Origin of the sequence: Allobosea sp. (assembly GCF_035999205.1) — a bacterium.
Classification (GTDB): domain Bacteria; phylum Pseudomonadota; class Alphaproteobacteria; order Rhizobiales; family Beijerinckiaceae; genus Allobosea.
Window position 1 is genome coordinate 282,551 of the sequence record NZ_DASYHA010000024.1, and the last position, 21,581, is coordinate 304,131.

19 protein-coding genes are annotated in these 21,581 nt (G+C 65.2%); 13 read left to right on the plus strand and 6 right to left on the minus strand.

What is annotated here, in order from left to right:
• Positions 1-2: 2 nt before the first annotated feature.
• The 6 genes from nuoF to VGN82_RS13950 form a co-directional block, all read right to left on the minus strand.
• Positions 3-1,307 carry an NADH-quinone oxidoreductase subunit NuoF gene (gene nuoF / locus VGN82_RS13925; protein WP_327527614.1) on the minus strand — a complete coding sequence of 435 codons (1,305 nt, stop codon included), beginning with the start codon at positions 1,305-1,307 and terminating at the stop codon, positions 3-5.
• A 10-nt stretch (positions 1,308-1,317) separates the two neighbouring features.
• Positions 1,318-2,508: an NADH-quinone oxidoreductase subunit NuoE gene (gene nuoE / locus VGN82_RS13930; protein ID WP_327527615.1), complete on the minus strand. Its 1,191-nt coding sequence runs from the start codon at positions 2,506-2,508 to the stop codon at positions 1,318-1,320.
• Complete coding sequence (locus VGN82_RS13935; RefSeq protein WP_327527616.1) at positions 2,508-3,698, minus strand: NADH-quinone oxidoreductase subunit D; 1,191 nt, start codon at positions 3,696-3,698, stop codon at positions 2,508-2,510. The genes nuoE and VGN82_RS13935 overlap by 1 nt, the downstream gene beginning before the upstream one ends.
• A 12-nt stretch (positions 3,699-3,710) precedes the next feature.
• Positions 3,711-4,316 carry an NADH-quinone oxidoreductase subunit C gene (locus tag VGN82_RS13940; RefSeq protein ID WP_327527617.1) on the minus strand — a complete coding sequence of 202 codons (606 nt, stop codon included), beginning with the start codon at positions 4,314-4,316 and terminating at the stop codon, positions 3,711-3,713.
• A 137-nt stretch (positions 4,317-4,453) separates the two neighbouring features.
• Positions 4,454-5,038, minus strand: coding sequence for a NuoB/complex I 20 kDa subunit family protein (locus tag VGN82_RS13945; RefSeq protein WP_327527618.1), 585 nt, complete (start codon positions 5,036-5,038; stop codon positions 4,454-4,456).
• 64 nt (positions 5,039-5,102) lie between these two features.
• Positions 5,103-5,483, minus strand: coding sequence for an NADH-quinone oxidoreductase subunit A (locus tag VGN82_RS13950; protein ID WP_327527619.1), 381 nt, complete (start codon positions 5,481-5,483; stop codon positions 5,103-5,105).
• Between the two features lie 284 nt (positions 5,484-5,767).
• Here VGN82_RS13950 and VGN82_RS13955 point away from each other — a divergent pair, with 284 nt between their 5' ends.
• The 13 genes from VGN82_RS13955 (at position 5,768) to VGN82_RS14015 (ending at position 21,508) form a co-directional block, all read left to right on the plus strand.
• Positions 5,768-6,088 (plus strand): HdeA/HdeB family chaperone, encoded by a 321-nt coding sequence (locus tag VGN82_RS13955; protein ID WP_327527620.1) that lies wholly within the window; start codon positions 5,768-5,770, stop codon positions 6,086-6,088.
• Between the two features lie 5 nt (positions 6,089-6,093).
• Positions 6,094-6,717 (plus strand): YcbK family protein, encoded by a 624-nt coding sequence (locus VGN82_RS13960; protein ID WP_327527621.1) that lies wholly within the window; start codon positions 6,094-6,096, stop codon positions 6,715-6,717.
• Positions 6,718-6,879: 162 nt separating this feature from the next.
• On the plus strand, positions 6,880-9,552 hold the full coding sequence (acnA, locus tag VGN82_RS13965) for an aconitate hydratase AcnA (RefSeq protein ID WP_327527622.1): 2,673 nt from the start codon (positions 6,880-6,882) through the stop codon (positions 9,550-9,552).
• Between the two features lie 44 nt (positions 9,553-9,596).
• The gene (locus VGN82_RS13970) at positions 9,597-10,565 is read left to right on the plus strand and encodes a Bug family tripartite tricarboxylate transporter substrate binding protein (RefSeq protein WP_327527623.1); all 969 of its coding nucleotides are present in this window, start codon (positions 9,597-9,599) and stop codon (positions 10,563-10,565) included.
• A gap of 71 nt (positions 10,566-10,636) precedes the next feature.
• Positions 10,637-11,539 carry a GntR family transcriptional regulator gene (locus VGN82_RS13975; protein ID WP_327527624.1) on the plus strand — a complete coding sequence of 301 codons (903 nt, stop codon included), beginning with the start codon at positions 10,637-10,639 and terminating at the stop codon, positions 11,537-11,539.
• 130 nt (positions 11,540-11,669) lie between these two features.
• Positions 11,670-12,479, plus strand: coding sequence for a response regulator transcription factor (locus tag VGN82_RS13980; RefSeq protein WP_327527625.1), 810 nt, complete (start codon positions 11,670-11,672; stop codon positions 12,477-12,479).
• A 115-nt stretch (positions 12,480-12,594) separates the two neighbouring features.
• Complete coding sequence (locus VGN82_RS13985) at positions 12,595-12,855, plus strand: DUF3302 domain-containing protein (RefSeq protein ID WP_327527626.1); 261 nt, start codon at positions 12,595-12,597, stop codon at positions 12,853-12,855.
• Positions 12,852-13,793: an HlyD family secretion protein gene (locus VGN82_RS13990; RefSeq protein WP_327527627.1), complete on the plus strand. Its 942-nt coding sequence runs from the start codon at positions 12,852-12,854 to the stop codon at positions 13,791-13,793. Before VGN82_RS13985 ends, VGN82_RS13990 begins: the two co-directional genes overlap by 4 nt.
• Before the next feature lie 128 nt (positions 13,794-13,921).
• The gene (locus VGN82_RS13995; RefSeq protein WP_327527628.1) at positions 13,922-14,854 is read left to right on the plus strand and encodes a formylglycine-generating enzyme family protein; all 933 of its coding nucleotides are present in this window, start codon (positions 13,922-13,924) and stop codon (positions 14,852-14,854) included.
• Between the two features lie 55 nt (positions 14,855-14,909).
• A complete protein-coding gene (locus tag VGN82_RS14000; RefSeq protein WP_414644289.1) occupies positions 14,910-16,589 on the plus strand; it encodes an arylsulfatase in 1,680 nt (559 codons plus the stop codon).
• Between the two features lie 77 nt (positions 16,590-16,666).
• Positions 16,667-17,671: an HAD family hydrolase gene (locus VGN82_RS14005; protein ID WP_327527629.1), complete on the plus strand. Its 1,005-nt coding sequence runs from the start codon at positions 16,667-16,669 to the stop codon at positions 17,669-17,671.
• 267 nt (positions 17,672-17,938) lie between these two features.
• The gene (locus tag VGN82_RS14010; protein WP_327527630.1) at positions 17,939-19,573 is read left to right on the plus strand and encodes an arylsulfatase; all 1,635 of its coding nucleotides are present in this window, start codon (positions 17,939-17,941) and stop codon (positions 19,571-19,573) included.
• Positions 19,574-19,837: 264 nt separating this feature from the next.
• Positions 19,838-21,508: an arylsulfatase gene (locus VGN82_RS14015; RefSeq protein WP_327527631.1), complete on the plus strand. Its 1,671-nt coding sequence runs from the start codon at positions 19,838-19,840 to the stop codon at positions 21,506-21,508.
• The last annotated feature ends 73 nt before the right edge of the window (positions 21,509-21,581 follow it).

Here is a 21,581-nt window from a genome sequence, read left to right on the forward strand (position 1 = left end):
TCTCACTCCGCCGCCATCAGTCGAACCGGCTCGGAATGCGGGTTCGCGGCATAGTCGTCGATGCGCTGCTCGATCTCGTGGCGGAAATGCGCGATCAGGCCCTGGATCGGCCATGCGGCGGCATCGCCGAGCGCGCAGATCGTGTGGCCCTCGATCTGCTTTGTGACGTCGAGCAGCATGTCGATCTCGCGCTTCTGGGCGCGACCCACGGCCATGCGCTCCATCACGCGCCACATCCAGCCCGTGCCCTCGCGGCAGGGCGTGCACTGGCCACAGCTCTCATGCTTGTAGAAATGGCTGAGGCGGGCGATGGCGCGGATGATGTCAGTGGACTTGTCCATGACGATCACCGCCGCCGTGCCGAGGCCCGAGCGCAGCTTCGAGAGCGAGTCGAAATCCATCGGCGTGTCGATGATCTGGTCGGCGGGAACCATGCGAACCGAGGAGCCGCCGGGGATGACCGCCTTGAGATTGTCCCAGCCGCCACGGATACCGCCGCAATGGCGGTCGATCAGCTCGCGGAAGGTGAGGCCCATCACCTCTTCGACGTTGCAGGGCTTGTTCACATGGCCCGAGACGCAGAACAGCTTGGTGCCGACATTGTTCGGGTTGCCGAGCGAGGAGAACCAGGCCGCGCCGCGGCGCAGGATGGTCGGCGCGACCGCGATCGACTCGACGTTGTTGACGGTGGTCGGGCAGCCATAGAGGCCGACATTCGCGGGGAATGGCGGCTTCATCCGGGGCATGCCCTTCTTGCCCTCGAGGCTTTCGAGCAAGGCCGTCTCTTCGCCGCAGATATAGGCGCCGGCACCATGATGCACATAGAGATCAAAGGGATAGCCGTGGATGTTGTCCTTGCCGATGAGCTTGGCCTCATAGGCCTCGTCGACGGCCCGCTGCAGCGCCTCGCGCTCGCGGATGTACTCGCCACGGATGTAGATGTAGGCGGCGTGCGCGCCCATCGCGAAGGAGGCGATCAGGCAGCCCTCGACCAGCGTATGCGGGTCGTTGCGCATGATCTCGCGGTCCTTGCAGGTGCCCGGCTCCGACTCGTCGGCATTGACGACGAGGTAATGCGGGCGCCCGTCATTGACCTTGGGCATGAACGACCATTTCAGCCCGGTCGGGAAGCCGGCGCCGCCACGGCCGCGCAGGCCCGACTGCTTCATCTCGTCGATAATCCAGTCCCTGCCCTGCTGGAGCAGGAACTTGGTGCCGTCCCAATGGCCGCGCGCCATGGCGCCTTTCAGCGACAGGTCGTGAAGGCCGTAGAGATTGGTGAAAATCCGGTCGCGATCAGCAAGCATCGTTTTCGCCTCACTTCACCGGCTTCTCGCCGACGGCCGATTCCGGCCGCCAGCCCGTCGCGAGTTTCTTCGCCTGCGAGATCCAGTCGTCGCGCGTGGCGCGGCCCTTGAATCCGGTCAGGCGGGCATCGACCCAGGCGAGTTCCTCGGCCTTCCAGTTCGCAATCTGGTCGAAATGCCAGACGCCCATCTCGTTGAGCATCGTCGCAAGCTTGGGGCCGACGCCCCAGATCAGACCGAGGTCGTCGCCCTTGCCGCCGCGCGCGGCGGTCAGCAGCTCGGGCTTCGATTCCGCCACGGCCGGGGCCGCGGCAGCCGGCTTCGCCGATTCCGTGACGGCGGCCTTCGTGACCTTTCCGGCGGCGGCGGGCGTATCCTGCGCCGCGCCGGAAGGCTGGGCGGGGGTCGAAGGCTTGGGCCGGCCGGCCGCGGCTGTCTCGGTCGCCGGCTTGCTCCCGACCGCAGCAGGCGTCGCTTCAGCCTTCTTGGCTTCCTCCGCAGCGGCCGCCTTCGCGGCAGCTGCCTCGGCCGCCGCCTTGCGCTGCTCGGCGATGCGCTTCTGCCAGTCGCCGGCGCCGATCACCGAGCCGTCATAGAGGGCCGGATCCTTCAGCGTCTCGCCGCCGCCGAACGGCTCCGAGCCGGTGCGCCCGTTCTGCGGGCCGGGCTTGGTCGGCCGGCCGTGGCGCAGGTCTTCCAGCAGGGCCTTGAAGTTCTCGGGCGTCAGATCCTCGTAATAGTCGAAGTTGATCTGCGCCATCGGGGCGTTGCAGCAGGCGCCGAGGCACTCGACCTCGAGCCAGGAGAGCTTGCCGTCGGCGGTCACGGTCGATTGCGGGCCGATGACGTCCTCGCAGACCTTCTTCAGCGCTTCAGCTCCGCGCAACGCGCAGGGCGTCGTGCCGCAGAGCTGGACGAAGTGCTCGCCCACCGGCTGCAGGTTGAACATCGTGTAGAAGGTGGCGATCTCCATGACGCGCATCGGCGCCATTCCGAGCTTGCGCGCGACGGCCTCGATCGCGGCGCGCGGCACCCAGCCATCATGCTGCTCCTGCGCCTTCCACAGGAGCGGAATCACGGCGGAGGCCTGACGGCCCTGCGGATACTTCGCGATCTGCTGGTCGGCCCAGTTCTCGTTCGCCGAGTCGAAGGCGAAGGAGGCGGGCTGAACGTGATCGGGGGCGAGACGACGGACGGACATCAGCGGTCTACTTCACCAAAAACGATATCGAGGGAGCCCAGGATGGCGGAGACGTCCGCCAGCATGTGCTTGCGGCACATGAAATCCATGGCCTGGAGATGGGCGAAGCCCGGAGCCTTGATCTTGCAGCGATAGGGCTTGTTGGTTCCATCCGAGACGAGATAGACGCCGAACTCGCCCTTGGGGGCCTCGACGGCGGCATAGACCTCGCCCTCGGGCACCTTGTAGCCCTCGGTGTAGAGTTTGAAGTGGTGGATCAGCGCTTCCATCGAGCGCTTCATCTCGCCGCGCTTGGGCGGCACCATCTTGCCGTCGAGCGAGGAGACCGGCCCGCCGCCATCGGCAGCGAGGAGCTTCTCGCAGCACTGCTTCATGATGCGGACCGACTGGCGCATCTCTTCCATGCGGATGCAGTAGCGGTCGTAGCAATCGCCGTTCTTGCCGACGGGAATGTCGAATTCCATCTCGTCGTAGCACTCGTAGGGCTGCGACTTGCGCAGATCCCAGGCCGCGCCGGAGCCACGCACCATCACGCCCGAGAAGCCCCATTTCCAGCAGGTCTCGAGATCGACCACGCCGATATCGACGTTGCGCTGCTTAAAGATGCGGTTGTCGGTGAGCAGACCCTCGAGGTCGTCGCAGACCTGCAGGAACGGGTCGCACCATTCGGCGATGTCGTGGATCAGGGAGGTCGGCAGGTCCTGGTGAACGCCGCCCGGCCGGACATATGCCGCGTGCATGCGCGCGCCGCAGGCCCGCTCATAGAAGATCATCAGCTTCTCGCGCTCCTCGAAGCCCCAGAGCGGGGGCGTCAGCGCGCCGACGTCCATCGCCTGCGTGGTGACGTTGAGGATGTGCGAGAGGATGCGGCCGATTTCGGAGTAGAGCACGCGGATGAGCTGGCCGCGACGCGGGACCGTGACGCCCATCAGCTTCTCGACGGCCAGGGCATAGGCATGCTCCTGGTTCATCGGCGCGACATAGTCGAGCCGGTCGAAATAGGGCACGGCCTGGAGATAGGTCTTGGCCTCGATCAGCTTCTCGGTGCCGCGATGGAGCAGGCCGATATGCGGATCGACGCGCTCGACGATCTCGCCGTCGAGCTCGAGGACGAGGCGCAGCACGCCGTGGGCCGCAGGGTGCTGCGGGCCGAAATTGATCGAGAAGTTCCGGATGTTGTGCTCTGTCATGTCCGGCTCCGATCAGGCCGTCTTCGCTTTTTCGTCGCCGGGGAGGACGTATTCCGTCCCTTCCCATGGACTTAGGAAATCGAAGTTGCGGAACTCTTGATTGAGCTTCACCGGCTCGTAGACCACGCGCTTCTGTTCGTCGTCATAGCGGACCTCGACGAAGCCGGTCAGCGGGAAGTCCTTGCGCAGCGGATGCCCCTCGAAGCCGTAGTCGGTGAGGATGCGGCGCAGGTCGGGATGGCCCGAGAACAGCATGCCGTAAAAATCGTAGGCCTCGCGCTCGTACCAGTTGGCCGCCGGGAAGACCTCGATGATCGAGGGAACAGGCGTCGCCTCGTCGGTCTGGACCTTCACGCGGATGCGGTGGTTCGAATAGGGCGCGAGCAGGTGATAAACCACGTCGAAGCGCTTCTCGCGGCCGGGATAGTCGGCGCCGGCGATATCGGTGAAGTTCACGAAGCGGAAGCGGCGATCCGAGTAGAGCGTCCGCATGACCTCCACGATCGAGGCCGCCTCGGCATGGATCGTCAGCTCGCCGAAGGCGACGACGGCTTCGGTGACCGCGCCCGGCAGCGCCGCCTTGATCTCTTCGCCGAGTGCTACGAGCGCTTCGCTCATTGTCTTAACCTTCGTTGCTCAACCGCGGCGTGCTCAGGCTTGCCCCGAGCAGCGCATGCAGGATTGAGCCCAACCCCTGTCGTATCCCGCGCCTCTCCGTCAGGAGATGCTCGGGCCAGGCCCGAGCATGACGCAAATTACCGCTCGATCGTGCCGGTGCGGCGAATCTTCTTCTGCAGCAGAAGCACGCCGTAGAGCAGAGCCTCCGCCGTCGGCGGGCAGCCCGGCACATAAATGTCGATCGGCACGATGCGATCGCAGCCGCGCACCACCGAGTAGCTGTAGTGGTAGTAGCCGCCGCCATTGGCGCAGGAGCCCATCGAGATGACATAGCGTGGCTCGGGCATCTGGTCGTAGACCTTGCGCAGCGCCGGGGCCATCTTGTTGGTGAGCGTGCCAGCCACGATCATCACGTCGGACTGGCGCGGAGAAGCGCGCGGCGCGAAGCCGAAGCGCTCGACGTCGTAGCGCGGCATCGAGAGCTGCATCATCTCGACCGCGCAGCAGGCGAGGCCGAAGGTCATCCACATCAGCGAGCCGGTGCGCGACCAGTTGATCAGGTCGTCGGTGGCGGTGACGATGAAGCCCTTGTCGGCGAGCTCGCTGTTGATCTCGGTGAAGAACGGATCGCGATGGCCGACCGGCTTCCCGTCGGGGCCGAGCAGGCCCTTGGGCGCGGGGGCGACGAGCGGATCACCGCGGTCGATCGCTGTTGTTGCCATTCCAGTATCCTCGTGAACCGTAACCGTCAGATAGATCGCGAGCCTTGCGCCAGCGAGACGACGGTTAGTCCCACTCCAGCGCACCCTTGCGCCACTCATAGACGAAGCCGACCGTCAGCACGGCCAGGAAGATCATCATCGACCAGAAGCCATACCAGCCGAGCCCACCGAAGGCGACCGCCCAGGGGAAGAGGAAGGCGACTTCGAGATCGAAGATGATGAACAGGATCGCCACCAGATAGAAGCGAACGTCGAACTTCATGCGCGCATCGTCGAATGCGTTGAAGCCGCATTCATAGGCCGAGAGCTTCTCGGCGTCCGGCTTGGAGTAGGCGATCGCGAAGGGCGCGATCAGCAGGGCCAGACCGATCACGCCGGCCACGGCGAGAAACAGCACCAGCGGCAGGTAGTCGTTGAGCAGGGACGGCACTGGAAGAGCTTGCATGGACGATCCAGCTTCAAACGGACGACGGCGGCGCGCCGTGGGTGTCGATTAGACCTTGCATTAGAATGAAGCAAGACTCTGCCGCGCCGCACAATCGCGCGACCGGGTTGAACGTGGCGCAGATGTGGCAGATTTTCGGCACCCTGCCCGGCCTCGCCAAATGACCACGCCGGAATTCTTATCCATATCGACGGCTTCCGGCTGGCAGATGGCGGCGCGACGCGACACACTCACGCCGAATCGATTCTTCTTAAGCAAACCACGCTTTCGAGAAAGGCGCCCTCATGACCCGGCTCGCCAGGCCCTTCCTCGCGGCGGCGCTGTTGATCGCGCCGGTCGGTGTACCCGGTAGCGCCCATGCCGAAGGCGTGGACCTGTCGCGGGCGAGTTGTGCCGATTTCACCGCCATGAGCGAGAACGACCAGACGCAGCTCTCGCTCTGGCTGGCCGGCTATTATGCCGGAGGCGCCATGCGGCCGCTGCTCGACCTGGAGAAGATCACTGCGGCGCCGGCAGGCCTCGCCGCGCTGTGCGCGAAGTCTCCGCAGCTTCCTCTCGTCGGCGCCGAGACCCGGGCCGTCTTCATGCCGGCTCCCGCCCCCTGAACCCCATGCGGCTGCCCATTTCCGCCGGACCGATGCTGGCGCTCACCTGCGTGCTCCATGTCACCGCCGCGGCGGCGCAGGAGGGCCAGATGATGCGGGCCCCGTTGCCGCCGCATCGACCCTTCGATCTCGACCTGCCCAGCAGCCTGACCTTTGCGCCGATCGTGACACCGGCGCCGGTGCAGCCCTCCGAGGCCCCTCGCCCCGACGCGAACTCGCCGATGACGGCCGAGCCCGACGAAGATCAGGGCCCGGAATGGCCGCAACTGACGCCGGGCCAGAAGGCCGGTGCCGAACCGGAGTTCGATCCGAACGAGAAGCCGGACCAGCCGGGCATCTCGACCGATCCGGGCACGTCGATCGCCTGCTTGCCGCAGCGGCTGAAACTCATCCTCACAAAGATTTCCGACAAGTACGGCGCGGTGAAGGTGACATCGACCTGGCGGCCACCCTGGCGGGCGCGGCGCGGCTCCTATCACAAGCGCTGCGAGGCGATGGATTTCCGGGTTCCAGGAATAAGGCCGCGGAGCGTTCTGGAATGGGTCCGCACCCTGCCCGATGTCGGCGGGCACAAGGTCTACTGGAACGGCATCCTGCATATCGACACCGGGCCGCGCCGGCCTTGGTGAGTTAGTGACGCCGTAGGCGCAGGCTTCAGCCCTTTCTCCCGCCCCCCCGAAGTCGAGCGTCAAAGCACGGATCGGTACCTCTGCCGTCGCGATCGTCCCATGCGATTCCGAGCCCTGCGCATCAGATTGCATTTTGAGTTCATATTATGCATATGATCGGCCATGAACACATGGGCACGAACTTTTCGGGAGGCAGGGCGCTCGGTCGCAGAGCCCTACGTCGTCGCCGATCTGACGACCCAGCTCGGCGACGACCTCCCGAGACTTCCGCATGTGCTGCGCATCATCGCCGAGAACGTGCTGCGCGAACCCAAGGGGCTCGAGGAGCGCGATCAAGCTCTGTCGGACCTTCGGGCCTGGCTCACGCATGGGACGTCCGAGGCGGAGATCGCCTTCCAGCCCGGCCGCGTCCTGATGCACGACACGACCTGCACGCCGGCGCTCGTCGACGTCGCGGCGATGCGCGACGCCATCGCCGCGACGGGAGGAGACCCAGGGCAGCTCAGCCCGGTGCTACCGGTGGACGTCTCGGTCGATCACTCGCTGGGTGTGGACCTCTCGGCCTCGCCAGATGCCATGCGGGTCAATCTGGAGCGCGAGTACCGCCGCAACGGCGAGCGCTATCGCTTCCTGAAATGGGCGACGCAGGCGCTCGACGGCGTTCGCGTCCATCCGCCCGGCACGGGCATCATGCACACGATCAACCTGGAGCAGCTCGCCACCGTCGTCACGACGCGCAGGATCGACGGCCAGCTCTGGGCGATGCCGGATACGCTGATCGGCACCGACAGCCACACGCCCATGATCAATGGGATCGGCGTCCTGGGCTGGGGGGTCGGCGGACTCGAGGCCGAGAGCGTGATGTTCGGCATGCCGGTGATGATGCGGATTCCCGACGTCATCGGCGTGCGCCTGACCAACCGGCTGCGCGAAGGCGTCAGCGCGACCGACCTCGCGCTGACGGTGACGCAACGCCTCCGGGCCCGCGGCGTCACGGGCGCCTTCGTCGAGTTCTTCGGTCCGGGCGTGTCCAGCCTGTCGGGCGGCGAGCGGGCCGTGGTCGCCAACATGACACCGGAGTTCGGCGCCTCGACCGGCTATTTCCCGATCGACGCGGCAACGCTCGACTATCTCGCGCAGACCGGTCGGACGCAGGACCAGATCGCTCTGGTCGAAGCCTATGCCAGGCGGCAACAGCTCTGGTTCGATCCGCAGGCGCAGCCTCGCTACACCGATATCGTCGACATCGACCTCGCCACGATCGCCATCAGCCTCGCCGGCCCGCGCCGCCCACAGGATCTGCTCGCACCTGAAGCCGTGGCGCGCGCCCTGGCAGCAATGGCGCAGCCCAAGGCCCCGGCCGGCGCGTTACCGCGCCTTCCCGTCGCCATCGCGGCGATCACGAGTTGCACCAACACCACCGACCCAAGGCTCCTCGTGGCGGCCGGGCTGGTCGCGCGTAAAGCCCGCCGGCTCGGCCTCAAGCCTCCGGCCTGGGTGAAGACCTCGCTGGCTCCGGGCTCGCCTGCAGCGGAACGCTATCTCAGGCGAGCCGGTTTGCTCGAGGATCTGGAAGCGCTCGGCTTCGGCATCGTCGGCTATGGCTGCACGACCTGCATCGGCAATTCCGGGCCGCTGCTGGCGGTGATGGACGCGGCGATCCAGGCCGACGAGGTGCTGCCGGTCGCCATCCTGTCGGGCAACCGCAACTTTCCCGGCCGCGTTCACGGCCAGATCGAGGCCGGTTTCCTGGCATCCCCCGCACTGGTCGTCGCCTATGCGCTCGCCGGCGATGCGGATCGCGACATCCTGAAGGCCCCGCTCGGCACGGCTGCCGACGGCAAAGCGATCACGTTGGCCGAGCTCTGGCCGACGGGCTCCGAAATCGATGCGGCGCTGACGCTCGCCCTCGAGCCCGCGGATTTCAGCCGCGCCTTCGCCGAGGCGACGACGAGCCGGCACTGGGCGGAACTCGAGGCGCCCGCTACGACGCTCTTTCCATGGGACCCCGCCTCGACCGCGCTGCGGCCACCGCCCTTCGCCCAGTCGATCCAACCCAGCCGCCTCGGCCATTACCGCGCGCATCCGCTGCTGGTGCTCGGCGACGACATCACCACGGATCATATCTCGCCGGCCGGACAGACACCCGTCGCGAGCGAGGCTGGACGGTGGCTGATCGAACGCGGCGAGGATCCCAAGGACCTGAACGTCTACGCCTCCCGCCGCGGCAATTGGGAGGTGATGCTGCGCGGCCTGTTCACGAACCGCACGGTGGCCAATCGCCTCGCCGCCGATGTACCCGCCGGTTCGACGGTTCACGCGCCGACAGGGCAGATCCAATCACTGTGGCGCGTCGCGGAGCGCTACCGTGCAGCCGGCGATGCGATGGTCGTCGTCGCCGGGGAGCGCTACGGCACGGGTTCGTCGCGAGACTGGGCCGCCAAGGGATTGGGGCTCCTCGGGGTCAGTGCCGTCATCGCCCAGAGCTTCGAGCGCATCCATCGCTCCAACCTGATCGGCATGGGGATTCTGCCGCTGCTGCTGCCGCCCGGGACCGGGCCGGCCGCGCTGACGCTCGCCTCGGGGGACGCCGTCGAGATCGATGCGCCACCCGATGCGATCGCCCCGCGCCGCCCCGTCAGCGCTCGCATCCGTCGGGCCAATGGTTCGGTCGAGCCCCTGCAACTGAGGGCTGCCGTCGAGACTGCGCTGGAATGCGAGACGCTCCGCGCAGGCGGCATCATTTCGGTGATCCTCGGACGCCTGCAAGGCGCTTCCGTCCCGTCTTTCACCGCAAGCGGTGAAACCCCACCCGCAAGCCTGCGGGAAGCCTGAACAGCGCAAAAGCGCGATCACCTGTCATCCTTGGGAGGATCCTCATGAAGACCCGCAGAGTATTCCTGGCCGCTGGCATCGCCACCCTCTCACTCACATCAGGCTTCGCGTCGGCTCAGGCGCCGATCCAGGAGCTGAAGATCATGGCGCCCGCAGGTCCCGGCGGCGGCTGGGATGGCGCGGCCCGCTCGATCCAGCAGGTGCTGACCGAGACGAAGGCGGTTCGCAGCGTCCAGGTCAACAACGTCACGGGTGCCGGCGGCACGATCGGCCTGGCGCAGTTCATCAACAATGCCAAGGGTGATCCGAGCCAGCTGATGGTCAACGGCATCACCATGGTCGGTGCCATCCTGACCAACAAGTCGCCGGTCAGCCTCGACCAGGTGACGCCGCTGGCCCGCCTCACCGGCGATCCGCTCGTCATCGTGGTGCCCGCGACGTCGCCGATCACGACGGTGAAGGATTTCCTGGCGGCGATCAAAACGGACGTCGCGCGCGTGACCTGGGCCGGCGGTTCGGCCGGCGGTGCCGACCACATCCTGGCCGCGCTGGTAACGAAGGCCGCGGGCGCCGATGCCGGCAAGGTGAATTATGTCGCCTTCTCCGGTGGCGGCGAGGCGCTGGCCGCCATGCTGGGCGGGCGCGTCACCGCGGGCGTTTCCGGCTATGGCGAGCTTGAAGGCCAGATCAAGGCCGGCAAGCTTCGCGCGCTCGCGATCTCGTCCGGCAAGCGTCTCGATGGCGTCGACGTCCCGACGCTCAAGGAACTCGGCTACGATGTCGAGGTCGTCAACTGGCGCGCCGTCATGGCCCCTCCCGGCATCACCGCCGACCACAAGGCGCAACTGACCAAGCTCTTCGACGGCCTGGTCGCCAGCGGCGAGTGGAAGGCCCTGCTCAAGGCACGCGGCTGGGACGACTACTACCTCGCCGGCGAACCCTTCGCGGCCTTCCTGAAGGAGGAGCAGGTTCGGGTCGGGGATATCCTCAGGACGATCGGACTCGTCAAATAGCCGGCTTGCCCCGCGGGCGCACGCCCCATAGAGCACATCTCGTGGGCGGAAGCGCCGGCGAGGCTCGGGTGATGGCAGGCAGCGGAAGACGAGACCTCGCGACGCCGCTCGCTTCCCGCATTCTCGAAGAGATCCGGGACGGCGGCCTGCCGGCCGGTACGCATCTGCGAACGCAGGACATCGCGACGCGCCTCGGCGTGTCGCGTTTCCCCGTCGGCCAGGCTCTCCAGCTTCTCGCGGACAAGGGCGTGCTGCGCCACGAGCGCAACCGCGGCTATTTCGTCGAGCAGGCGGTTCCGCCTTCGAGCGAGGCGCTCGGCCTGTCGGAGCCCGACGGCGTCACCCAGGCCTATTTCCGCATCGCCGACGACCATCTGCGCGGCCGCCTGCCGGCACAGGTGAGCGAAGCCGATCTCAGGCAGAGCTACGAGCTGACGCGCGCCGAACTCAACGCGGTGCTGACCCGGATCAGCCAGGAGGGTTGGGCCGAGCGGCGCGCCGGCTATGGCTGGAGCTTCGCGCCGGTGCTGAACACGCCGGAAAGCCTGGAGCAAACCTACCGCCTGCGCCTCGCGCTCGAGCCTGCCGCCTTGCTCGAGCCGGGATATCACCTTGCACCGGAAGCGATCGCCGCGTGTCGCGCCGCCGAGGAGCGCCTGCTTGCAGGCGCCATCGAAACCGACAGTGCCGATACCCTCCACGATCGCGGCGTGCGTTTCCACGAGACGATCGTCGCGGGGTCCGGCAATCCGTTCTTTCTCGACACGATCCGCCGGATCAATCGGATCAGGCGACTCTTGTCCTACCGGTCGATGCTGGACCGCACGCGCTACCGCCAGCAATGCGAGGAGCATCTCGCGATCCTCGACAGCCTGGCCGGCGGAAGACAGTCCGAAGCTGCGGAACGTCTGCGCCTCCACCTGTCGCACACCATCGACAACCTGAGCGGCATCCGCGGCCTGCTGAGCCGCTGATCGCGACCAGGCCGCCGATGCGGGTTCGCTACGCGCCGATGCGGGGCCTATCCCTCCGGAGGTTACGGGCCTTGCCCTGAGGCTTATCCGCGGTCCTGCACCTTCCGTGTAAAGTTGCAGGATGACAGGCATGGCGTCGCGGCGATCATCCGCCGCGACGCCATTTGATCCTAAGGGAAAACCCCTTCCGCTGCGTGATGGCTATGATACCGTGCCTTTCCATTCGGGCATTCCCAGGCACGGTACGGGCACGGACATGAATGCATATCCGGATTTGCGCGAAAGCGCGCGACCTACCCGAAAGCCGGTGCGCGTCCTGATCGCCGACGACCACGATATCGTCCGGCGCGGCGTGCGCTCGATCATCGAAAGCCGCCCGGGCTGGGAGGTCGTCGCCGAGGCCCAGGATGGCAGGGAAGCGCTCGATCTGGCGCTCGAAACGAAGCCGGACATCGCCATTGTCGACTATTCCATCCCGGCGATGAACGGCGCGCAGCTCACGCGCCAGATCTGCTCGGAATCCCCCGAAACCCAGGTTCTGATCTTCTCGACGCATGACGGCGACGTCCTGATCAGGGAGGTTCTCACCGCTGGCGCCCGCGGCTTCCTGGTGAAATCGGACGCGGATCGTACCATTCTGGCCGCGCTCGATGCTCTCGCACGCCGTCAGCCTTATTTCACCGCACATATCAGCGAGACCTTGCTCAAGCACTATCTGTCACAGCCGGGCGGCGGCGAAACGGGCACGTTGACGCCGCGCGAACGTGAGGTCGTCCAGCTCATCGCCGAAGGCAATTCCAGCAAGGAAGCGAGCCGGATTCTCAACATCAGCCTGAAGACCGTGGAGACCCATCGCTCCGCTGTCATGCACAAGCTGCATCTGAGCACGACGGCGGCCCTCGTGCGCTATGCGGTAAGGAACAGGATCGTCGAGCCCTGACCGTCGGCCGGGGCGACGACAAACCCGCTCGGCTCGGGGTTTGCCCCGATACATCTTCGCCCTCACCTTCCCGACAATGACCATCCGGCGTGGGTGGATCGGAAGGCGGAACGATATGAGCGGCTTGGACATCTTCGCCTGGATCGTGCTGATCGTCCTCGCCGCGAGCACGGTCTTCGTCATCGTCTTCATGGCGATGCTGCCCGGAATGGTTGCAAGGAGGCGCAACCACCCATGGGTCGAGGCTGTCACGGTCGGTGGTTGGGTGACGCTGTTTCTGGGATTCCTGCTCTGGCCCCTGGTTTTGATCTGGGCCTTTGTCGACGTCCCGCAGAACCCCGCCCGCAGACCCGGTGAGGCCGGAGGCGCGCGATGATCGTCGTCCTGCTCAATGTCTACCTGGCGCTCCTGTTCATCCTGGTGAAGCTGAGGATCGTCCCCTTCAACCTGTTCTGGAAGGTCTCGCCGGTCCTCGTCCTCCTGCTGCTGCTGATCGGCCTGTTCATCCCGATGAACTGGGGCGCTCCGCAGGGCGATGCCCTCGTCATCCGAAACTCGGTCGCGATCGTCCCGGATGTCGCCGGGGAGGTCATCGAGGTTCCCGTTCAGGCAAACCAGCCACTGAAGGCCGGCGACATTCTGTTCCGGATCGACCCGACGCCATTCCAGTCTCAGGCGGACGCGATCCGGGCGCAGCTCGCGTTCCAGGAGACGCGGCTCGCCGAGATGACGCAATTGCAGCGCCAGGGCACCGGCCGCGCCTTCGATGTCGAAGAGCGGCAGGCTTCCGTCGATCAGCTCCGCGCCCAACTCGTCGGGGCGGAATGGAACCTCGAGAAGACGACGGTGCGCGCACCCGCGGCCGGCTTTGTCACCAATCTCGCCTTGCGGAAGGGTGCCCGCGTCGCGAGCCTGCCGCTGTCACCCGTGATGTCCTTCGTCGACACCGCAGAGACGATCATCGGCGTCGAGATCAACCAGATCGACGCGCGCTATATCGCGGCAGGCCAGACGGTCGAACTGACCTTCAAATTTGCGCCCGGCCAGATCTTCTCCGGCAGGGTGGAAAGCGTGTTGCAGGCAATCGCAACCGGGCAGGTCCAGGTCTCGGGCGCGGCCACCATGCCGAGGGAGATTCAGGCGGCGCCCTTCGCGGTTCGCGTCAAGCTCGACGACCAGGCCTTCGCGGCCTCACTGCCCGCAGGCGCAGCAGGCGAGGCGGCGATCTTCACCGATCGGGTCAAGGCGGCCCACCTCATCCGGAAGGTGCTGCTGCGGCAGATCGCGATTCTTAACTACGTCAATCCGTTCTAGGCCGGGGGTCAGGGTTTTCCCCGATGGAGAAGGGATCGAGCGATGCCTAAGATCGCCCCATGAGTTTGGATCATGCCCTCGCCGACCCGGATGCCCCCCACCGGCAACCTACCCCGCCTCAGGATGGCATGGCGTGGATTCCCGGTGGGACATTCCGTATGGGCTCGGATGCGCATTACCCGGAGGAGGCGCCCGTCCATCGCGTTGCCGTCGACGGCTTCTGGATCCAGACGACGCCGGTGACGAACCGGCAGTTCCGCGCCTTCGTCGAAGCGACGGGCCACCGCACCTTCGCCGAGATCCCGCCCGATCCGAAGGACTATCCGGGCGCCCTGCCGCATATGCTGAAGGCCGGATCGCTCGTTTTCCACTCGCCGGGCCGTCCCGTCGACCTGCGCAACTGGGGCGAGTGGTGGAACTTCGAGTTCGGCGCGAATTGGCGCCGCCCGAACGGACGCAACTCGACCAATCGCGGCCTCGACGACCACCCGGTCGTCCATGTGGCCTACCGTGACGCCCTCGCCTACGCGCAGTGGATTGGCGCCGATCTGCCGACCGAAGCCGAGTGGGAGTATGCGGCGCGCGGCGGCCTCGATGGAGCCGAATACGCCTGGGAGGGCAGCGAACTGGCCCCCGGCGGCAACCAGATGGCCAACACCTGGCAGGGGCAGTTCCCGAACGAGAACCTGAAGCTCGACGGCTATGAGCGGACCTCGCCCGTCGGCTCCTTCCCGCCGAACGGCTATGGGCTCCACGACATGATCGGCAATGTCTGGGAGTGGACGAACGACTATTTCTCCGCCCGCCACGAGCCCGATGCGGCCAAGGCCTGCTGCATTCCGAAGAACCCACGCGGCGGCCGCGAGGAAGACAGCCTCGACCCCCGCCAGCCGCAGATCCGGATCCCACGGCGCGTCATCAAGGGCGGCTCGTTTCTGTGCGCGCCGAATTATTGCCGACGCTACCGCCCGGCGGCGCGCCATGCCGAGCCGATCGACACGTCGACCTGCCATCTCGGTTTCCGCTGCGTGGTGAGGCCAGGCGCAGCCCCGCCGGGGTGAAATGACCGAACCCGTGCCCGACCCAGGTGAAACAGTAGCGGAGGAAAAGACAGCCATGTCCGAACTGCCAGATCCCGTTTCCAGGCCCGCGGCACCATCTGCAACAGCGACGCTGAGACGACGCCTGCTCCTCGCCTGCGCGACGATCGTCGCGACCGTGACGCTCGGCTCGGCATCCCTTGTTGTGCCTGCGATGGCGCAGCCGGCGCCTGCTCCGACCCAGGCGCCCGCGCAGGCCCAGGCCCGTCCGAACATCCTCGTTATCTTCGGTGACGACGTCGGGCAGTCGAACATCAGCGCCTATTCGCACGGGCTCGTTGGCTACCGGACGCCGAACATCGACCGGATCGCCAAGGAAGGTACGATGTTCACGGACTATTACGCCGAGAACTCGTGCACCGCCGGCCGCTCCACCTTCATCACCGGCCAGGTCTGCTTGCGCACCGGCCTGTGCAAGGTCGGCATCCCCGGCGCGACGGTCGGCCTGCAGGACCGCGACGTCACCATCGCCGCGGCCTTGAAGCCACTCGGCTATGCGACCGGCCAGTTCGGCAAGAACCATCTCGGCGACCGGGACGAGTACCTGCCGACGCGGCACGGCTTCGACGAGTTCTTCGGCAATCTCTACCATCTCAATGCCGAGGAGGAGCCGGAACGCCCCTATTACCCGAAGAACGATACCGCCTTCGTCAAAGCCAATTCGCCTCGCGGCGTGCTGAAGACATCAGCCGACGGGAAGATCGAAGACACCGGCCCGCTCACCGCCAAGCGGATGGAGACGATCGACGACGAGACCACCGCGGCCGCGATCGACTTCATGCAGCGGCAGGTGCGGGCGCAGAAGCCGTTCTTCACCTGGATGAACACGACGCGCATGCACGTCTACACCCATGTGCGCGAGTCAATGAAGGGCCGCAGCGGCATGCCCGGCAACGAATATGCCGACGGCATGCTCGAGCATGACGAGGATGTCGGCAAGCTCCTGAAGGCGATCGACGATCTCGGCGTCGCCAACAACACCATCGTGATCTACACGACCGACAATGGCCCGAACCAATGGTCATGGCCGGACGCGGCCACGACGCAGTTCCGCTCCGAGAAGGACACCAACTGGGAGGGCGCCTTCCGCGTGCCGGCGATGATCCGCTGGCCGGGCCGGATCAAGGCGGGCGAAGTCTCGAACGAGATGATGTCCGGTCTCGACTGGTTCCCGACGCTGGTCGCGGCGGCCGGCGATGCGGAGGTCAAGGACAAGCTGCTCAAAGGAACCAACCTGGCCGGAAAGCAGGCCAAGGTTCATCTCGATGGCTACAACCAGCTGCCTTACCTGACAGGCCAGCAGCCGAAATCCGCGAGGAACGAGTTCTTCTACTTCAATGACGACGGCGAGCTCGTCTCCTATCGCTACAACGATTGGAAGATCGTGTTCTGCGAGCAGCGCGCGCCGGGCGGCTTCGTCGTCTGGGCCAATCCCTTCACCTGCCTGCGCGCACCGAAGGTCTTCAACCTGCGCATGGACCCGATGGAGCGGGCCGATGTCGTCTCTGACCAATATTACGACTGGCTGGCGAAGAACGCCTACCTGATCCAGTACGGTGTCTACAAGGTTGCCCCCTTCCTCCAGACCTTCAAGGACTTCCCGCCGAGCCAGCGCCCGGCGAGCTTCAGCGTCGACCAGATGGTCGAGGCCCTGATGAAGAACCTGGATCAGGCCGCAAGCCGGGCATCCAAATAGCGAGCAGCAACCGGGGCGCGCCGGTGAAGTGCGCCCCGGCCGTCGATCAACGCTCAAGCGAGACGGAACTGGCCATCATGCGCAAACTCGTCGCGATCTCGGCAAAGGTAACCTTGCTTGTATGCGGCCTCGTTCTGAGTGCAGCCGCCTTCGCCCAAACCGATCCCCTGCCCTCCTGGAACGACGGCAAGGCGAAGCAGTCTATCCTCGACTTCGTCGCCAAGGTGACGCGGGAGGGCGGGGCCGATTACGTCAAGCCGGCCGAGCGGATCGCAACCTTCGACAATGACGGCACGCTCTGGGCGGAGCAGCCCGCCTATTTTCAGGTGCTGTTCGCCTTCGACGAGGTCAAGCGCCTCGTTGCCGCACAGCCTGAACTGAAGGCCAAGCAACCATTCAAAGCCGTCCTCGCCGGCGATCTCAAGGCATTGATGGCCGATGGCCACAAGGGACTCTTGCAGGTCATGGCCAAGACCCATTCCGGCATGACGACCGAGGCCTTCGCGGCGTCCGTCGCGAACTGGCTGGCCTCGGCGCGTCACCCCACGACGAAGCGCCGGTACGACGAGATGGTCTACCAGCCTCAACTCGAACTGCTGGCCTATCTGCGCGCCAACGGCTTCAAGACGTTCATCGTCTCGGGCGGTGGCGTCGAGTTCATGCGCGTCTTCGCCGATAAGACCTATGGCATCCCGCCCGAGCAGGTGGTGGGCTCGTCAGGCGTGGTCAAATACCGCGCCGGCGCCGACGGCAAGTTCGATCTGTTCAAGGAAGCCAAGATCGAATTCATCGACGATGGCGCAGGCAAGCCCGTCGGCATCAATCGCTTCATCGGCCGCCGCCCGATCCTCGCCTTCGGCAACTCGGACGGCGACCTGCAGATGCTGCAATACACCACCGCCGGCGCCGGCCCACGGCTGGCGCTGATCGTCCATCACACCGACGGCGAGCGCGAATGGGCCTATGACCGCAAATCGGCCATCGGCAAGCTGGATAAGGCGCTAGACGAAGGCAAGGCCAAGGGTTGGACCATTGTCGACATGAAGGCGGACTGGAAGACCGTGTTTCCGCCGGCGCTATGACGCGGCCGGTCCGGACAACGCAAGGGTTCCGGAGCCAGCGAAGGATGCGCATTCAAGGAGGATCGGCACCATGACGCAAAGCCAATGGTACACATCGCCTTGTCAAAGGCTAGCAATCAAGCATAATCCCAGCAACACGGTTTAATTTGAGAATTATTCCAGTCATTCTCCTGTTATTTTGACAACTAAAAGCGAAATCTTCCTCCAAACAAGACAACCAAAGAGACGCGCAGCACGATCTTACGCCCGGAAATCATGGAGACCGCCATGTCACGCAGCGAAGACAAGACCGGCAAGCCCTCATCGACGAACGACAATCCCAACCTTGACCGCCGCAGGATCCTGCTCTCGGGAACTGCACTCATGGCGGCAGCCGCCACAGTCGGCACCGAAGCGACGGCACAGCAAGCCACCCCGCCGCGCGCTGCGGCGCCCGCCGGGCGCGCTCCCAACATCCTGGTGATCTGGGGCGACGACATCGGCACCTGGAATATCAGCCACAATAATCGCGGCATGATGGGCTACCACACGCCCAACATCGACCGCATCGCCAAGGAGGGCGTTTCCTTCACCGACTATTACGGCCAGCAGAGCTGCACCGCCGGGCGCGCCGCCTTCATCGGCGGCAACGTGCCGGTGCGCACAGGCATGACCAAGGTTGGCCTGCCGGGCGCCAAGGAAGGCTGGCAGAAGACCGATGTCACCATGGCGACCGTGCTGAAATCGCAGGGCTATGCCACCGGCCAGTTCGGCAAGAACCACCAGGGCGACCGCGACGAGCACCTGCCGACGCAGCACGGCTTCGACGAGTTCCTCGGCAACCTCTACCACCTCAATGCGGAGGAAGAGCCTGAGAACATCGATTATCCCAAGAACCCCGAATTCCGGAAGAAGTTCGGCCCGCGCGGCGTGATCAAGGCGTCCGCTGACGGCAAGATCGAGGATACCGGGCCGCTGACCAAGAAGCGGATGGAGACGATCGACGAAGAGACCAACACCGCCGCGATCGACTTCATCGACCGGCAGGTCAAGGCCAACAAGCCGTTCTTCTGCTGGTGGAACGCAACCCGGATGCACTTCCGCACCCATGTGAAGGAAGCCAATCGCGGCAAGTCCGGGCAGGACGAGTACAGCGACGGCATGGTCGAGCACGACGGCATGGTCGGTCTGCTCCTGAAGAAGCTCGACGATCTCGGCATCGCCGACAACACCATCGTCTTCTACTCGACCGACAACGGTCCCCACTACAACACCTGGCCCGATGCAGGGACCACCCCCTTCCGCAGCGAGAAGAACTCGAACTGGGAAGGTGCCTATCGCGTGCCGGCCTTCATTCGCTGGCCGGGCAAGTTCCCCGCCGGCACCACGCTGAACGGCATCGTGGCGCATGAGGACTGGCTCCCGACCTTTGCCGCCGCTGCGGGCGCGGCCGACATCAAGGAGCAACTGCTCAAGGGCGTGACGCTGAACGGCCGCCCCTACAAGAACTACATAGATGGTTATAACCAACTAGACTATCTAACTGGAAAGACAAAGGAATCCCCGCGTAAGGAATTCTGGTACGTCAACGACGACGGGCAGGTCGTGGCAGCACGCTACGAGGACTGGAAGGTCGTCTTCCTCGAGAACCGAGGCCAGGCCTTCGGCGTCTGGCGCGAGCCCTTCACCGAATTGCGTGTCCCCCTGCTCTTCCACATGCGCCGCGACCCCTTCGAGAAGGCACAGCACAACGCCAACGTCTACAATGACTGGTTCCTCGACCGCGTCTTCGTCATCGTCCCGATTCAGGGGCTGGCGGCGCAATTCCTCCAGTCGATGAAGGATTATCCGCCGAGCCAGACGCCGGGGTCCTTCAACCTGACCAAGATCGAGGCCCAGCTCAGGAACGTGTCGAGTCAGTGACCGCCGCGGGTGCGTCCCCGGTCGGGTACGCACCCCACCCCCGGTCTCCAGTTGGTGAAAGGATGCCGACGCACAAGGCAGCCCAATTCCTCGCAAGGTGTCAAAGGGCGGCTTACCTCGCGGCGCCCCGAGCCAATGCCGGTGCCATCGCCGGGCCGCCCTCCATACCGAGCCGATCGCCGCATCGACCAGCCTTGCCGGCTTTCGCTGCGGCGTCAGACCGATCGCGTGATTGCCTTTCGTAAGCCTGTTGGAGAACGCACGATGAAGACGGACTTGGATCGAAAAGCAGAAGCGACGTCCGCCCAAGACGGCGCCAGCCTGGACCGCCGGAGGCTCTTGCTCTCAGGGACAGCCCTGATGACCGCGACGGCCGCCGCGCTCGGAACCGACGCCACGGCTCAAGTCGCGCAAGCCCAACAGCAGCCGGCCGCCGCAGCGGGGCGCAAGCCGAACATCCTCGTCATCTTCGGCGATGACATCGGCATTCCCCAGATCAGCGCCTACACGATGGGCATGATGGGCTATCGCACGCCCAATATCGACCGCATCGCCAGCGAAGGCGCCATCTTCACCGATGCCTATGGGCAGCAGAGCTGCACCGCCGGCCGCGCCTCCTTCATCCTCGGGCAGGAGCCGTTCCGCACCGGGCTTCTGACGATCGGCATGCCCGGCGACCCGCACGGTATCCAGGACTGGATGCCGACCATCGCCGATGCCCTGAAGAGCGCCGGCTACGCCACCGGCCAGTTCGGCAAGAACCATCTCGGCGACCGCGACGAGCACCTGCCGACGCGTCATGGCTTCGACGAGTTCTTCGGCAATCTCTACCACCTGAATGCAGAGGAGGAGCCGGAGGGCTATTTCTATCCGAAGGATCCCAACTTCAAGCGCCAGTTCGGGCCTCGCGGCGTCCTGAAGACCTCAGCCGATGGCAAGATCGAGGATACCGGCCCGCTCAACACCAAGCGCATGCCGACGATCGACGAGGAGTTCCTGGCCGGAGCCAAGGACTTCATCGACCGGCAGGCCAAGGCGCAGAAGCCGTTCTTCTGCTGGTTCAATTCGACGCGCATGCACGTCTTCACCCATCTCAAGCCGGAATCGCTGGGCAAGACCGGGATGGGCATCCATGCCGACGGAATGGTCGAGCATGACGGTCATGTCGGGCAGCTGCTGAAGCAGCTCGACGATCTCGGCATCACCGACAATACCATCGTGCTCTACACCACCGACAACGGCGCCGAGCTCGCACTCTGGCCCGACGGCGCGATGACGATGTTCCGGGGCGAGAAGGGCACGACCTGGGAAGGCGGTATGCGCATTCCGATGATGGTACGCTGGCCGGGCGTGGTGAAGCCCGGGACCCAGGTCAACGACATGATCACGCTGATGGATTGGTTCCCCACCCTCTGCGCCGCCGCCGGTTTGGGCGACGTCAAGGAGAAGATGAAGACCGGCTTCCAGAGCGGGAGCAAGACCTTCAAGGTCCATCTCGACGGCTACAACTTCCTGCCGTTCCTGAAGGGCGACGAGAAGAAGGGGCCGCGCGACGCGATGTTCTATTTCGACCAGGGCGGCAACCTCAATGCCGTCCGCTGGAACGACTGGAAGGTCAGCTTCGCCGTGGCCAGTGAGGGGAACATCGCGACTGCCACGCGCGAGGTGCCATCCTGGGCGAACATCACCAATCTGCGCATGGACCCCTATGAGCGCGGCACCAAGGAAGGCGGCGAGTCGATGAAGTTCTTCGCCCAGCAGATGTGGCTGCTGGTGCCCATCCAGGGGAAGGTGAAAGAGTTCTTCTCCGACTTCGCCGAGTATCCTTACCAAGCCGGCAGCTCGTTAAACGCGTCGGGCATCAATTACGGCCTGCTGCAGCAGCAAGCCGCCTTGAAGCGGCTCGGAGACCTCGAAAGACTCCGGCCACGCTAAATCTGGATCTGGCGCGGCGGCCACGTGCCGCCGCGCCGTCGTTTTCTTGCTGCCCGATCGAACGACTTCGAAT